Consider the following 14,213-nt stretch of genomic DNA (forward strand, 5'->3'; position numbering starts at 1 on the left):
CGCACGGCGAACTCCCGGTGAACGGCGCGGAAGGCCCGGCTGCCCCCTGCTCCCGCCCGGAACATTCCCTTCCGATTGGCCTCCCGTCCCCCTACCCCTCCCCTTCGCCACCCCCACCCCGCTCCCCGGTCCGTCCATCCGTCACATGACGTCGAGCGTGGCCCGGCGCCTGCTGCCCCGTTCGAAGACCGCGAGCAGCAGCACCGCGAGCACCGCGTACCCGGCGCCGACCAGGGCCTCGGCCCCGAGCAGCCGGCCGTCGAGCCCGCCGCCCGCGGTGAGACGGCGTGCCGCGTCGGCAGCGTGGGTCAGCGGCAGCAGTTCGCCGGCCACCCGCATCCACTCCGGCAGGGTCTCGCGGGGCACGGCGGCGCCCGTGAGGAGCAGGAGCAGCGAACTCGCCACGTTCGACACCAGGAACACGTCCCGGAAGCGCAGCCCGAGCGCCCCGAGCGCGAGCCCGAACGCCGAGCACGCGGCGGCGCCCGTGAGCAGCACGACTCCGAGCCCGGGCAGCGCGTCCGCCGGCACCGGCAGACCGAGCAGCGTCGCGGCGGCGGTGAGCACGAAAGCGCTGACGATCAGCCCGTTGAGGACATAGGGCAGGGCACGCCCGGCCCACAGCGGGACCCGGTGCCGGGGCGAGAGCAGGACGGCGCCCAGCGTGCCGAACCGGCGCTCGTTGGCGACGGCCATGGTGCCGCCGTACACGCAGGAGGCGGAAGCTGCGAGGACGGCGTTCCCGACAAGATGGAAACGGTCGTCCGCGACGCCGAGTTCCCGCCCCAGGAAGACGAAGAAGAAAACCTGGAGCAGCGGCCCGGCCAGCAGCGTTCCGATGAACATGGGCGGGGTCGTCCAGTTGAACAGGGCGCGGTAGGAGATCGCCCCGCCGACCACGAGCAGCCGGGCGGAGGCACGGAAGCGGAACATCTGTCGGCCTTTCAGGCGAGGGCGAGGGTGGCGGCGGCCCGGGCCCGGCGCTCCACCCGGCCGAGGACGAGTACGGCGGCCAGGGCGTACCCGGCGCCGAGACCCGCGGCGACGCCGAGCGGAACGAGCACGTCCGCCGTGGCCGGTCCGCCGGAGACCGCCGCGTGCACGGCCCGGGATCCCCAGGTGGTGGGCAGCGCCCACGACAGCGGATGCGTCCAGGCGGGCAGCACGGTCACCGGCACGAGCAGTCCGGACAGCAGCCAGACGGGCGTGTCGAGCGGGTTCGCGAGGGCGTTGGCATTGCGCAGCAGCACGAAGCAGGCGGCGAGCAGCAGCCCCATCATCCCGAGGGCCAGCACACAGACCGGGACGGCGAGGACGAAGAGCAGCGGGTGCGCGAAGTCGAGCGGCACGCCGAAGAGGACCACGCCCCACAACACGGTCGCGCCCATCGCGTACGTGCCGATGACGGCGGTCGCGAGGGTGATCGGCAGCAGCACCAGGGCGAGCGGCGTCGGCGCGGCGACCAGCGTCTCCAGGGTGCCGAGCCACCGCTGGTTCTGTACGGCGCCGCCCGAACCGAACAGCACCGAGCCCCAGATGCCCATGAGTCCGGCGCCGACGGAGGCGTCGAGCAGCCGTCCGGAATCGCCGGCGGCCCGGAAGAGGTAGACGGCGAGCGTGGCGTAGACGAGGGGGACGAGTACGGCGAAGGTGATTTCGAGCGGGGAGCGCGACATGTACGAGACATGGGTGCGCACCCCGACCCCGATCATCCGCGCGATCCGCGCCGGACGAATCCCGCGCGTGCCGCGCGTCACGCGCGTCACGCGGTCACCTCCACCGGCTCGGAGGGGGCCGCGTCCGCAGTGTCCGCGGTGGTGGTGTCCGCCTCCTCCACGATCGCGATGTAGGCGTCCTCCAAGGAGGGTTCGCGGGCGGCGGCCCGTCCGACGCGTACGCCGTCGAGCGCGGCAAGGACGGGGGCGAGCGGTTCGGCGCCCCGGTCGGTCTGCACGGTGAGGGTCTGCGCCGTGCCGCGTTCCGTCACAGAGACTCCGCGCACGCCGGCGATCCGGCGGATCCGTTCGAGCGCGTCCTCCCCCGCCCCGTACACCTCGATGTCGAGCACATCCCGGTCCCCGACCCGGGACTTGAGGCTCTCGGGGGTGCCGAGCGCACGGATCCGGCCACCCGCGATGACAGCGACGCGGTCGCACAACTCGTCGGCCTCGGCCATGTAGTGGGTGGTCAGGAGCACGGTGGTGCCCGCGGCCGTGAGGTCGGCGACGGTACGGCGCAGATCGCGGGCGGCGACCGGGTCGACGCCGATGGACGGCTCGTCGAGGAAGAGGACGTCGGGGCGGTGCAGCAGGCCGCGCGCGATGTGCAGCCGCTGCCGCATACCGCGCGAGTAGCCCTCGACGCGTTCGCGCTCCCGGCCCGTGAGGCCCACCAGGTCGAGGAGTTCGGCGATACGCCGCCGCTGGGAGCGGGCCTCGACCCCGTACAGCTCGGCGAAGTAGCGGAGGTTGTCGAGCGCGCTGAGCCGGTCGTACAGGCCCCGGTCGCCGCCGAAGACGTAGCCGATCCGGCGGCGTACGGCGACGGGGTCGCGGGCCACGTCGTGGCCGAACACCCGGGCCGTGCCGGAGGTCGGCAGCAGCAGGGTGTTGAGCATCTTGATCGTGGTGGTCTTGCCGGCACCGTTGGGTCCGAGCAGGCCGAACAGTTCACCGGGGGCCACCTCGAAGGTGACCCCGCGCACGGCCTCGGTCTCGGTACGGCGTGGCCGGATCCATCCGGTCCGGCTGGTGTAGGTGCGGCGCAGCGCGTCCGCTTCGATGGCGAGCATGGCGGGAGTCTGCGGAGGCGGAGCGGGGTGGTGCCATCGATTCGGAACCGCCCGAATCGTCGGCCGCCCCGGCCCCGGTCCCGGTTTCCAGGCCCGGTTTCCAGCCCCCGACGCTCGGGCGCTCAGGCGGCCGAGGCGCCCAGGACCCCCTCGCCCGCGAGCAGCGCGAGCAGCGAACGCCCGGTGTCCGTCAGCTGGTAGTAGACCGAACGCCCCACCCGGTGCCGGGTGACGACCTCCGCGCCGGCCAGCAGCGACAGATGCTCGGAGACGGTGCTGGGCGCGAGGCCGAGCCGGTCGGCGAGACCGGCGGTGGTCAGCGGGCCGGCCAGTTCGCGCAGGACGGCGGCGCGGCCTCGGCCGAGGAGCAGCCCGAGCCGGTCGCCGCCCCCGGCGGGCTCCGCCGCCGCCCGCTCGCGCAGCGCGCCGGCGCCCCTGGCCTGGAAGGAGACGGACAGGACCTCGGGGTCGTCGGTGGAGTAGAGCCGGCAGCCCTCGGCGAAGACGAGCGGCACGAGCACCAGCCGCCGCTCCCCGGCCGCGTACTCCGCGTCGATGTACTTGGTCAGTTCGAGCACGGGACGCTCCCAGCGCGCCCGCCGCTCCAGACCCACGAACAGCGCGTCGACGCCCTCGGTCGCGAACGTCCGCGCCCGTACGAGGACTTCGTCCTCGACGAGACGGCGCATCACCGGCCAGTGCGGGGCGATGGCCTCCTGCCACCAGGCGGCGTACGCGTCGGCGAGCGCCGCGCAAGCCGCCTGCGGATCCGTCAGATACGGTCGGAGGAAAGGAAGTTCCTCCAGACCGGGGTAGCAGTCGGCGACCTGTTCGCGGACGAATTCCGGGTCGGTGGCCCGCAGCCGGTCCAGTTCCTCGTACACGTCGGGGGTACCGAGCGGCCGGGGCATCAGGAAGTCCGAGACCCCGGGCGGCCCTTCGGTGAACAGCTCCCACAGCGGCCGCAGCCGGTCGTCCTCCCGCCACACCTCGCGCGCGTGGCCCACCCACTCCTGGTACGGCCAGGAGGGGGTGCGCCCCGGCAGCTGGAGGTGCGCGGCGCAGAACGCGTCGCGCAGCGGGCTCATCGCGATCCGGGTCGCGCCGAGCGCCGCCTCGTCCAGCTCGATCCGTATCAAGCAGCGCTCCCGTCCGCCGCGTTCGGCGCGGTCGGTGTGGCCGGTGTGGTCGGCGCGGCCGGCAGCAGGAAGCCCTCCTCCACGAGCAGCCGGATCGCCTGCGGGGTGCGGTCCCGCAGGACGACCGGGTCCTCGCCGGTGAGCTGGGCGATGGCGTCCAGGATCCGCCCGGCGCTCAGGGTCCCGTCGCAGACGCCCGCGAAGCCGGCGGCGACGTGGTCGACGCGGGTGGCGCGGCGCATCCCCCGGTTCTGCCGCAGCAGGACGTGCTCGGGGTCCTCGGAGCCGGGCAGGCCGACCTGTTCCTGGACGACCTCGGACGCGAGGACGAAGTGACCGGCGAGCAGCGCCGCGTCGTCGTGACCGCGTAGATAGTCCTGGCGTTCGAAGTGGGCGCGCACGGTGTCGCCAAGGGGCTGCTCGACGGGGTGCGGCCACTCCTCGGCGACGATCGACGGCTCGACCGCGCCGGCGGCGACGGCCGCGTTCTTGCGCAGCGTGATCCAGCCGAAGCCGATGCCCTTGGTCTTGCGGGCCTCGAACTCGTCGAGCCAGCGGCCGTACGCCTGCCGGTACGCCTCCGGGTCGCCCTGGTGGTCGCCGCTGTCGCGCAGCCACAGCTCGGTGTACTGGGTGATGTCCTGGACCTCGCGCTGCACGATCCAGGCGTCGCAGCCGGCCGGCACCCAGGAACGCAGCCGGTCCTGCCACTCCTCGCCCTCGACGTGCTGCCAGTTGGCGAGGAACTGGGCGTATCCGCCGTCGTTCAGCCGCTCGCCGGCCTGCCGCACCAGCGTGCGGCACAGGTCGTCGCCGCCCATGCCGCCGTCGCGGTAGGTGAGGCCCGCGCCGGGGGAGATCACGAACGGCGGGTTGGAGACGATCAGGTCGTACGTGTCGCCGTCGACCGGCTCGAAGAGCGAGCCCTCCAGCAGCTCGGCGCCCCGGGCCCCGGACAGGGCGAGGGTGAGCCGGGTGAAGTCGAGGGCGCGCGGGTTGAGGTCGGTGGCGGTGACCAGGGTCGCGTGCCGGGAGGCGTGCAGCGCCTGGATGCCGGAGCCGGTGCCGAGGTCGAGGGCGGCGGCCACGGGGGTGCGGACGGTGATGCCGGCGAGGGTAGTGGAGGCACCGCCGACGCCGAGGACGACGGCCTCGCCCGCCACGTCACGGCCCTGCTTGCCGATGCCGCCCGCGCCGCCGACGGCGCAGCCGAGGTCGGAGACGATGAACCAGTCCTCGCCGTCCGGGCCGCCGTACGGACGGATGTCGACCGTGGCACGTACGGCGTCGTCCTCGCGGACCACCCAGCCGTCGGCGAGCGCGTCCGCGAGGGGCAGCGCGGCGGCGGCCCGGTCGTGCGCCACGTCCTGCTGGAGCAGGAAGAGCCGGACGAGGGTGTCCAGCGGGGCGTCGCCGCGGGTGGCGCGCAAGGCGGGCACGGTCTCGCTGCGGGCGAGGGCCGCGTACGCCTGGGCGCCGAGCAGGTCGAGCAGACCGTCGGCGGTGAAGTCGGCGGCGAGCAGGGCCTCGCGCAGCGGGGCGGCGTGCGTGGGGACCGGGAGGCTGGGGGTGGTGCTGGTCGTACTCACGTGCCCCATTGTGACGGGCGCCACCGACAACCGCCGCCACCGCCACCATCGCGGGCGCGGGCGGCGCGGCGAACGCGGTTGCGACCGCCGTTACGGGCAGCGTCCGTACAGGCGCCCGCCCGGGGCAGACGCCCCACGTAGAGCGGGGCCGGCGCGGCGCGGAACGCCGTACCGACCCCGTCGCACGGCCATAGGCCCCGGGCGACGTCCCGTACGGGATCACCCGGAGCCCTCGCCGCGGAGCGGCTCTTGAGGGCCTTGAGGCTCTTGAGGGCCCTGCCCGTCAGCCCTCGGTCTTCGTGCTCTCGGCCTTGCCGTCGTCGCTCTTGGAGCCGTCCTTGGAACTGTCCTTGGAGCCGTCGCTCTTGGAACCCTCGTTCTTGGAGCCGTCGCTCTTCGTGCCCTCGCTCTTGGAGCCGTCGCCCGCGGCGCCCTCGCTGCCGGCCGGCTCGGAACCGCTCTCGGGCGACGGCGGCATGGATGCCTTCGGCGTCTGGCAGCCCGGCTGCTTGGCCATGGCCTGGCCGAGTTCGCCGGACTGGAGCTTGGTGATGGCGGCCTGGTCCATGTTCTGGATCTTCGCCAGGTTGTCGGAGACGGACTTGAGCCCGTCGGCGAACTTCTGCTGGTCCGCCGTGTCGAGCCCGTCGACCTGCTTCTTCAGCTCGTCGTAGGCGGCGGCCGTGTCGTTGAGCTGCTTGACCGCGTCCTGCTTGATCGTCTCGCCGTTCTCGACCGGCGGCGTCCCGGCGGTCTCGACCGCCTTGGCCAGGGCACGGTCGGCGGCGGCGATGTCCGCGAAGGCCTTGGAGTCGGCGGCCTGGATGGTGGCGGGCTTGCTGTCGGCAGCCGTGGAGATGATCAGCTGGTTGGCGTTCGCGCGCTTCTGGATCTGCGGCTTCGCCTCGTCGCAGAACGTCTTGGCCCAGTCGTCGACCTTGTTGCCGTCGTCCCCTCCGCAGCCGGACAGCACGAGCATCAGTACCGCGCCGCCGGACAGTGCGGCCGCAAGCTTCTTGTTCACCGGATCGGTCCCTTCCAAGGCTCTCGGCCCCGGAACATACACGTCATGTGCAGGGCATCCACCGATCGTGCGACCGGTTCATCCCATATTGAAGCCTTTTGAACCAAGCAGACAGGGGCGGACGTCACGTCAGAGCACGTTCCCGCGACGCGTCTTGACGGCCCGCCGACAAGGACGCCGCCAAGACCGTACGGTGACCCGCACGTCGCCCCCTCACGCCCCCTCACGCCCCCTCACGCCCCCGTCACGGCGTCACGGCGTCACGGCCGCGCCCGGCGACGCGTCGTTCCGTCCGGACGGGTCGCCCCCGATCGCCACCGGCCGCCGCCGCGCGATACCGACCGCGACGACGATGACCACGAGCGCCACGGCCGCGATCAGCGCGCGCACCCAGGGCCGGGCCCCGGAGCCGTACCCGAACCGCACGATCGCCGGCGCGATCAGCAGCGCGACCAGGTTCATCACCTTCAGGAGCGGATTGATCGACGGCCCGGCGGTGTCCTTGAACGGGTCGCCGACCGTGTCCCCGATGACGGTCGCCGCGTGCGCGGGGCCGCCCTTCCCGCCGTACCGGCCGTCCTCGACCAGCTTCTTGGCGTTGTCCCAGGCCCCGCCGGAGTTGGCGAGGAAGACGGCCATCAGCCCGCCGGCGGCGATGGCTCCGGCGAGGTACGCGCCGAGCGGGCCGACTCCGAGGGCGAAGCCGACCGCGAGCGGGGCCATCACGGCGAGCAGTCCGGGCGTGGCGAGTTCGCGCAGCGCGTCCCTGGTGCAGAGGTCGACGACCCGGCCGTACTCGGGTGTCTCGCTGTGGTCCATGATCCCAGGATGGCGGCGGAACTGCCGTCGCACCTCGAAGACCACCGCGCCCGCCGACCGGGAGACGGCGTTGATCGCGAGCCCGGAGAAGAGGAAGACGACCGCGGCACCGAGCACCATCCCGAAGAGGTTGTTCGGCTGCGAGATGTCCATGGACAGGGTCGCCCGGCCCGCCCGCGCGCCGACCTCGGCGACGGAGGTCGCGATGGTGTCCCGGTACGAGCCGAACAGCGCGGCCGCCGCGAGGACGGCCGTGGCGATCGCGATGCCCTTGGTGATCGCCTTGGTGGTGTTGCCGACGGCGTCGAGGTCGGTGAGCACCCGCGCGCCCTCGCCCGTCACGTCGCCGGACATCTCCGCGATGCCCTGCGCGTTGTCGGCGACCGGGCCGAAGGTGTCCATGGCGACGATCACCCCGACCGTGGTGAGCAGCCCGGTGCCCGCGAGGGCGACCGCGAACAGCGCCAGCATGATCGACGAGCCGCCGAGCAGGAACGCCCCGTAGACGGCGAGGCCGATCAGCGTGGCCGTGTAGACCGCGGACTCCAGGCCGATCGCCACCCCCGCCAGGACCACGGTGGCGGCGCCGGTCAGGGACGACGCGGCGATGTCGCGGACGGGGCGGCGGCCGGTCTCGGTGAAGTAGCCGGTGAGCTGCTGGATGAGCGCGGCGAGCACGACGCCGATCGCCACCGCGATCACGGCGAACACGCGCGGGTCGCCGCCGTGGGTGGGGATGCCCGCCTCGGTGACGCCTTCGAGGCCGGCGTACGAGGACGGGAGGAGGACGACGGTGGCCGCGGCGACGAGGACGAGCGAGCACAGCGCGGAGAGGAAGAAACCCCGGTTGACGGCGGTCAGGCCGCTGCGGTCGCCGCGGCGCGGGGCGACCGCGACGATGCCCGCCACCGCGGTCACCACCCCGATCGCCGGGACCACGAGGGGAAAGGCGAGCCCGATGTCGCCGAAGGCCGCCTTGCCGAGGATGAGGGCGGCGACGAGCGTGACGGCGTACGACTCGAAGAGGTCGGCGGCCATGCCCGCGCAGTCGCCGACGTTGTCGCCCACGTTGTCGGCGATGGTGGCCGCGTTGCGCGGATCGTCCTCGGGGATGCCCTGCTCGATCTTGCCGACCAGGTCGGCGCCGACGTCGGCGGCCTTGGTGAAGATGCCGCCGCCCACCCGCATGAACATCGCGATGAGCGCCGCGCCGAGGCCGAAGCCCTCCAGGACCTTGGGCGCGTCGGCGGCGTAGACGAGCACCACGCAGGAGGTGCCGAGCAGGCCGAGGCCGACGGTGGTCATGCCGACCACACCGCCGGTACGGAACGCGATCCGCATGGCCTGGCGCGCGACGTCGGACCGGGGCCGCGCGGGCTCGCCGGGGGCGGGCGTCGCTTCCCGGGCCGCGGCGGCGACCCGTACGTTCGCCCGGACCGCGAGCCGCATGCCCACGTAACCGGTGACCGCCGAGAACAGCGCGCCGACCAGGAAGAAGAGCGAGCGTCCGGAGCGCTGCGCCCAGGTGTCGGCGGGCAGCAGGAACAGCAGGAAGAACACGGCGACGGCGAAGACGGCGAGCGTCCGCAGCTGCCGTGCCAGATACGCGTTGGCGCCCTCCTGGACGGCCGCCGCGATCCGGCGCATGGTCTCCGTGCCCTCGCCCGCCTTGAGGACCTGGCGGGCCAGCAGCCGGGCCACCAGGAGCGCCACCAGCGCGACGCCCGCGACGACGGCCACGATCACGCGGTTCCCGTGGGTGAGCACCGCGGCGGCGAGGTCCACCATTTCCGCCCTCCGTGACATCGCGAAGTCAGGACAAAGCGGATTCTATGGATGTGAACTCACGCAATCCGGGCCTCCGCCTTTCGCCGCCCGGAATCCCTCCCAAAATCCCTCCCAAGTGCCACCGAACGCGGTAACGAACGCGATGCCGAACGAAACGCGCCACGCCGCACGGTCGAAGACCTCGAATACGCCGAAGAGGCCCTGCGGGACAGGGCCTCTTCGGCGTATTCGAGGTCGATCTGAGTCTTTCGCGGTCTCCCACGGTCTCCCGCGGTCATGCGTGATCCGGCACGGTCGTATGCGATCCGCGACGGTCGTTCCTGGCCCGGCGCGGACTTCATACGATCCGCCGGACATACGGACCTCTGTACGCCTGATGTACGGAGCTCCGCGATCCGTCAGGCGGTACGGACCCCCGCGCTGGGCAGACTTACGGACGAGGTCAGCCGAACGCGGCGTCCGGGTTGGCGGGCCAGCGCATCCGGATGGTGCCGCCCTCCTCGCCGGCGCTCACCTCGACGTCGTCGACAAGCCCGCGGATCACCGCGAGACCCATCTCGTCCTCGCCGTCGGCGTCGTCGAAGTCCTCGGCCGGTGCCGCGTCACGCGCGCCGGGCACCCCCGCGGCATCGGCGGCGGCCACACCCGCACCCGGCACCTCGTCGCCGACCTCGATCGAGAAGGACTTCTCCTCCTCGGTCAGCGCGACCCGCACCGGAGTGGTGACCCCGTTGCTGCGATGCAGCCCGACCGCGCGGGAGCACGCCTCGCCGACGGCGAGCCGGACCTCGTCGAGGACCGCCTCGTCGACCCCGGCCCGTCTGGCCACCGCGGCGGCCACCAGACGAGCCGTGCGGACATGCTCGGGCTGAGCGCTGAAAAGCAGTTCAACGGTGGCCATGCGATCCCCTGGGATTCTCGACGGTTCACGGGGGCTGGGCGGACCCGTCCGACGGATCCGCGCCGGTCCGGGTCAAGCCCACGGGGCCTGCCCGGTCAAGCAAAGTCGGACAGGCCTGGAGCGGGCAGCGCCCGGTCTCAGTCGGCGGTGTTGATGGCGTCCTCGACCGAGGTGTGGATCGGGAACACCTTGGTGAGCCCGGTGATCCGGAAGATCTTCAGAATGCGCTCCTGGTTGCACACCAGACGCAGCGATCCCTCGTGCGCGCGCACGCGCTTCAGGCCGCCCACCAGCACGCCGAGGCCGGTCGAGTCGAGGAAGTCCACGCCTTCCATGTCGACAACCAGGTGGTAGCTGCCGTCGTTCACCAACTCGACCAACTGCTCGCGCAGCTTGGGCGCGGTATACACATCAATCTCGCCACCGACCTCGACGACCGTACGGTCGCCATTGGGGCCGGGCACAGTGCGAGTCGACAGAGACAGGTCCACGGGTCCTCCAGCACCTAGCTATCGAGCGGCCGTCCCTCGAAACTCCCGTGTGGAGCCACGGGACGGAACGCCGGCCGCGATGGCATTCAATCACTTACCGGCTGCCACGCACGACGCCTTGGGAGCATTGTCCGTCACGCCGGTGACACACTCGGTGCCGATGGCCGAGAAACACCGCCCCCGCCGACCCGCCGGAGAACCGGGCAACCGCCCCTCTCCCGGCGAGGTCCTCGACCGGCTCTCCAGTGGTGAGAGCCGGGCCGCGCGCATCACTCATACGGAGCATCTGCCCGCCCGTACGGGTCGTCATGCCGTGTGGCCGCACCGGGTCCGGGCCGAGGTGATCGCCGCGATCGAGAAAGCCGGGATCGCCCATCCCTGGGCCCATCAGGCCGAGGCCGCCGAGCACGCGCTGGACGGCACCTCAGTGGTGATCGCCACAGGAACCGCCTCGGGCAAGTCGCTCGCCTATCTCACTCCCGTCCTGTCCACGCTCCTCGACGGCTCCGAGGCCGCGAACGGGCGGGGCGCCACCGCCCTCTATCTGGCCCCGACGAAGGCCCTGGCCGCCGACCAGCGGCGCGCCGTACGCGAACTGGCCGCCCCGCTCGGCAACCGGATCCGGCCCGCCGTCTACGACGGCGACACCCCGGTGGAGGAGCGCGAATGGGTCCGCCAGTACGCGAACTACGTGCTCACCAACCCCGACATGCTGCACCGCGGGATCCTGCCCTCCCACCCCCGCTGGTCCTCCTTCCTGCGTTCCCTGCGCTATGTCGTCGTCGACGAATGTCACACCTACCGGGGCGTCTTCGGCTCCCATGTCGCCCAGGTCCTGCGGCGGCTGCGGCGCGTCTGCGCCCGGTACGGCTCCGAGCCGGTCTTCCTGCTCGCCTCGGCCACCTCCGCCGACCCGGCCCGGGCCGCGGGCCGGCTCACCGGACTGCCCGTCACCGAGGTCGCCGACGACGCCTCCCCGCGCGGCGAGCTGGTGTTCGCCCTGTGGGAGCCGCCCCTGACCGAACTGCACGGCGAGCACGGCGCCCCCGTCCGGCGCTCCGCCACCGCCGAGACCGCAGACCTGCTGACCGACCTGACCGTGCAGGGCGTCCGCTCGGTCGCCTTCGTACGCTCCCGGCGTGGCGCCGAACTCGTCTCGGTCATCGCCCAGGAACGCCTCGCCGAGGTCGACCGCTCCCTGGTCCGCCGGGTCGCCGCCTACCGGGGCGGCTACCTGCCCGAGGAACGCCGGGCCCTGGAACGCGCCCTGCACTCCGGCGAACTGCTCGGCCTCGCCGCGACCACCGCCCTGGAGCTGGGCGTCGACGTCTCGGGCCTCGACGCCGTCGTGATCGCCGGCTACCCCGGCACCCGGGCCTCGCTGTGGCAGCAGGCCGGCCGCGCGGGCCGGTCGGGCGAGGGCGCGCTCGCCGTCCTGGTCGCCCGGGACGACCCGCTCGACACCTTCCTGGTCCACCACCCCGAGGCGATCTTCCGACAGCCGGTCGAGTCGACCGTCCTGGACCCCGACAACCCTTACGTCCTCACCCCCCATCTGTGCGCCGCCGCCTCCGAACTACCGCTCACCGAAGCCGATCTGGAACTCTTCGGCCCCGCCGTGCCCGAGCTGCTGCCCCAGCTGGAGGCCGCCGGACTGCTGCGCCGCCGGGCCACCGGCTGGTACTGGACCCGCCGGGAACGGGCCGCCGACCTCACCGACATCCGCGGCGGCGGGGGCGACCCGGTCCGGATCGTCGAGACGGGCACCGGCCGGCTGCTCGGCACCGTCGACGAGGCCGCCTCGCACGCGTCCGTCCACGAGGGCGCCGTCCACCTCCACCAGGGCCGCACCTATCTGGTCCGCGAGCTGGACCTGACGGACTCCGTGGCCCTGGTCGAGGAGGCGAACCCGACGTACTCCACCACCGCCCGCGACACCACCTCCATCTCCGTCCTGTCCACCGACACCGAGATTCCCTGGGGAGCCGGCCGCCTCTGCTACGGCTCCGTCGAGGTCACCAACCAGGTCGTCTCCTTCCTCCGCCGCCGTCTCGTGACCGGCGAGGTGCTCGGCGAGACCAAGCTCGACCTGCCGCCCCGCACCCTGCGCACCCGGGCCGTGTGGTGGACGGTCACCGAGGACCAGCTCGACGCCGCCCGGATCAACCCGGAGATCCTCGGCGGCGCCCTGCACGCCGCCGAACACGCCTCCATCGGCATGCTCCCGCTCTTCGCCACCTGCGACCGCTGGGACATCGGCGGGGTCTCCGTACCGCTGCACCCCGACACCCTGCTGCCGACCGTCTTCGTCTACGACGGCCATCCGGGCGGCGCGGGCTTCGCGGAACGCGCCTTCCACACCGCCCGCGCCTGGCTGACCGCCACCCGGGAGGCCATCGCCTCCTGCGAGTGCGACTCCGGCTGCCCCTCCTGCATCCAGTCCCCGAAGTGCGGCAACGGCAACGACCCGCTCCACAAACGAGGTGCCGTACGCCTCCTCACGGAACTCCTGCGCGGGGCCCCGGCGGACCCGGATGAGCCGACGGATCCGGGTGACCCGGCGGCCCCGGCGAACCCGGGTGACCCGTCAGATCCGGCGGACCTATCAGGTCCGTCAGGTCCGTCGACTCCCGCGCCGTCGCCGGACGACCCGTCAGACCCGGCAGGCCCCGAGGCGCCGGCGGCCCCGCCCGCGCCCTGACCTCCGCCGCCCAGGGGCCGACGGCGATCCGGGCGGTGACCTCCGCGACGTCCTCGCGGACACCGCAGCGCGCGAGAGCGGCGCCGTGAGCCGCGGCCACCCGGCCGGCGGCGGCACAGGCGTCCCGTTCTCCCCACAGCGAGCGGTCGGCGGCGGCGAGGGCCGCCAGGTCGGCCGCGGAACCCGCCTGGTGGCGGGCGGTCACGGCCTGCCCGAGGGCGAGGACCGCGCCGAACACCACGCACAGCGCGCACGCGGCGAACGCCGCCCACACCGTCGCCACTCCCCGGTCGCCCCGGCCCCGGCCGCCCCGGTGCCGGGTCATGGCGCCGCCTCCCCCACCGAGTCCTCGGCGAGCGCCGCCGCTGCGGCCCGCAGGGTCAGCCCGAGCCCGCCGGGGCCGGGTGCGCTCGCCTCCACCGTGACCCGCCACAGCTCGCCGTCCCGCGCCACGGTGACCCGGGCGCCGTCGGGGGCGGCCGCTCGGGCCGCGGCCCGGGCGGCCGGCTCCGGCTCGGAACGGGCGACCGCCCGCGCCCCGGCCCTGGCCGCGTCCACACACCTGATCTGGGCGGCGGCCGCGGCCAGACCCCACAGCAGGGCCGCCGTGAACAGGACCAGCGCGGGCAGGGCGACGGCCGCCTCCGCCGTCACCGACCCCCGGTCAGAACGGCGCATGGAGGGCCTTGCCGATCACCGACTCCAGGGCCTTCGCCACCGTGCCGCTCGTCAGCACCTTGTAGAGCACGGCCGCGAACGCCGCCGCGGCGATCGTGCCCATCGCGTACTCGGTGGTGCTCATGCCCGCGTCACGCCGTACCCTCGCCACGCGGACCCGCCACCAGCCTGCCAACCGCTTCCTTACGTTCACCCTTGTCATCGGAACGTCTCCTTGACTCGTCGTCTTTTTGATTCGCTGTCTCGATTGATTGCCGACTCGTGATGCCGCTGACGCGGCGATACCGCCGCC

At 73.1% G+C, this 14,213-nt stretch carries 12 protein-coding genes and 1 pseudogene; 1 reads left to right on the plus strand and 12 read right to left on the minus strand.

Features of this window, described 5'->3' with window-relative positions:
• Positions 1 to 141 precede the first annotated feature (141 nt).
• The 9 genes from ABZ990_RS22500 to ABZ990_RS22540 form a co-directional block, all read right to left on the minus strand.
• The gene (locus ABZ990_RS22500) at positions 142 to 933 is read right to left on the minus strand and encodes an ABC transporter permease (RefSeq protein ID WP_361234284.1); all 792 of its coding nucleotides are present in this window, start codon (positions 931 to 933) and stop codon (positions 142 to 144) included.
• 11 nt (positions 934 to 944) lie between these two features.
• Positions 945 to 1,766 (minus strand): ABC transporter permease, encoded by an 822-nt coding sequence (locus ABZ990_RS22505; RefSeq protein ID WP_361234287.1) that lies wholly within the window; start codon positions 1,764 to 1,766, stop codon positions 945 to 947.
• Entirely contained in the window at positions 1,763 to 2,791 is a 1,029-nt protein-coding gene (locus ABZ990_RS22510; protein ID WP_361234290.1) for an ABC transporter ATP-binding protein, read from the minus strand. Before ABZ990_RS22510 ends, ABZ990_RS22505 begins: the two co-directional genes overlap by 4 nt.
• 122 nt (positions 2,792 to 2,913) lie before the next feature.
• Complete coding sequence (locus ABZ990_RS22515) at positions 2,914 to 3,930, minus strand: helix-turn-helix domain-containing protein (protein ID WP_361234293.1); 1,017 nt, start codon at positions 3,928 to 3,930, stop codon at positions 2,914 to 2,916.
• Positions 3,927 to 5,528: a methyltransferase gene (locus ABZ990_RS22520; protein ID WP_361234296.1), complete on the minus strand. Its 1,602-nt coding sequence runs from the start codon at positions 5,526 to 5,528 to the stop codon at positions 3,927 to 3,929. The genes ABZ990_RS22515 and ABZ990_RS22520 overlap by 4 nt, the downstream gene beginning before the upstream one ends.
• A gap of 274 nt (positions 5,529 to 5,802) precedes the next feature.
• Positions 5,803 to 6,543: a small secreted protein gene (locus ABZ990_RS22525; RefSeq protein ID WP_361234299.1), complete on the minus strand. Its 741-nt coding sequence runs from the start codon at positions 6,541 to 6,543 to the stop codon at positions 5,803 to 5,805.
• A 252-nt stretch (positions 6,544 to 6,795) separates the two neighbouring features.
• Positions 6,796 to 9,150, minus strand: coding sequence for a sodium-translocating pyrophosphatase (locus ABZ990_RS22530; protein WP_361234302.1), 2,355 nt, complete (start codon positions 9,148 to 9,150; stop codon positions 6,796 to 6,798).
• Positions 9,151 to 9,592: 442 nt separating this feature from the next.
• Complete coding sequence (locus ABZ990_RS22535; protein ID WP_361234305.1) at positions 9,593 to 10,051, minus strand: ATP-binding protein; 459 nt, start codon at positions 10,049 to 10,051, stop codon at positions 9,593 to 9,595.
• Between the two features lie 137 nt (positions 10,052 to 10,188).
• Positions 10,189 to 10,542, minus strand: a complete 354-nt coding sequence (locus ABZ990_RS22540; RefSeq protein ID WP_361234308.1) for an STAS domain-containing protein — start codon at positions 10,540 to 10,542, stop codon at positions 10,189 to 10,191.
• Positions 10,543 to 10,621: 79 nt separating this feature from the next.
• Here ABZ990_RS22540 and ABZ990_RS22545 point away from each other — a divergent pair, with 79 nt between their 5' ends.
• Positions 10,622 to 13,243: a DEAD/DEAH box helicase gene (locus tag ABZ990_RS22545; protein ID WP_361234310.1), complete on the plus strand. Its 2,622-nt coding sequence runs from the start codon at positions 10,622 to 10,624 to the stop codon at positions 13,241 to 13,243.
• A gap of 40 nt (positions 13,244 to 13,283) precedes the next feature.
• Here ABZ990_RS22545 and ABZ990_RS22550 read toward each other — a convergent pair.
• The 3 genes and pseudogenes from ABZ990_RS22550 to ABZ990_RS22560 form a co-directional block, all read right to left on the minus strand.
• Positions 13,284 to 13,568 (minus strand): annotated as a pseudogene (locus tag ABZ990_RS22550) (Rv3654c family TadE-like protein); the annotation flags it as partial.
• Positions 13,565 to 13,921: a TadE family type IV pilus minor pilin gene (locus tag ABZ990_RS22555; protein ID WP_361234313.1), complete on the minus strand. Its 357-nt coding sequence runs from the start codon at positions 13,919 to 13,921 to the stop codon at positions 13,565 to 13,567. The pseudogene ABZ990_RS22550 and the gene ABZ990_RS22555, both read right to left, overlap by 4 nt.
• Entirely contained in the window at positions 13,908 to 14,123 is a 216-nt protein-coding gene (locus tag ABZ990_RS22560) for a DUF4244 domain-containing protein (protein WP_361234316.1), read from the minus strand. Before ABZ990_RS22560 ends, ABZ990_RS22555 begins: the two co-directional genes overlap by 14 nt.
• Positions 14,124 to 14,213 lie beyond the last annotated feature (90 nt).

Source organism: Streptomyces sp. NPDC046203 (genome assembly GCF_040646255.1).
Classification (GTDB): domain Bacteria; phylum Actinomycetota; class Actinomycetes; order Streptomycetales; family Streptomycetaceae; genus Streptomyces.

Excerpts from the sequence above, each read along its gene's own strand:
- ABZ990_RS22500 (WP_361234284.1), bottom strand. The coding sequence starts at position 933 with ATGTTCCGCTTCCGTGCCTCCGCCCGGCTGCTCGTGGTCGGCGGGGCG.
- ABZ990_RS22510 (WP_361234290.1), bottom strand. The coding sequence starts at position 2,791 with ATGCTCGCCATCGAAGCGGACGCGCTGCGCCGCACCTACACCAGCCGG.
- ABZ990_RS22520 (WP_361234296.1), bottom strand. The coding sequence starts at position 5,528 with ATGGGGCACGTGAGTACGACCAGCACCACCCCCAGCCTCCCGGTCCCC.
- ABZ990_RS22530 (WP_361234302.1), bottom strand. The coding sequence starts at position 9,150 with ATGGTGGACCTCGCCGCCGCGGTGCTCACCCACGGGAACCGCGTGATC.
- ABZ990_RS22535 (WP_361234305.1), bottom strand. The coding sequence starts at position 10,051 with ATGGCCACCGTTGAACTGCTTTTCAGCGCTCAGCCCGAGCATGTCCGC.
- ABZ990_RS22545 (WP_361234310.1), top strand. The coding sequence starts at position 10,622 with ATGGCATTCAATCACTTACCGGCTGCCACGCACGACGCCTTGGGAGCA.
- ABZ990_RS22555 (WP_361234313.1), bottom strand. The coding sequence starts at position 13,921 with ATGCGCCGTTCTGACCGGGGGTCGGTGACGGCGGAGGCGGCCGTCGCC.
- ABZ990_RS22560 (WP_361234316.1), bottom strand. The coding sequence starts at position 14,123 with ATGACAAGGGTGAACGTAAGGAAGCGGTTGGCAGGCTGGTGGCGGGTC.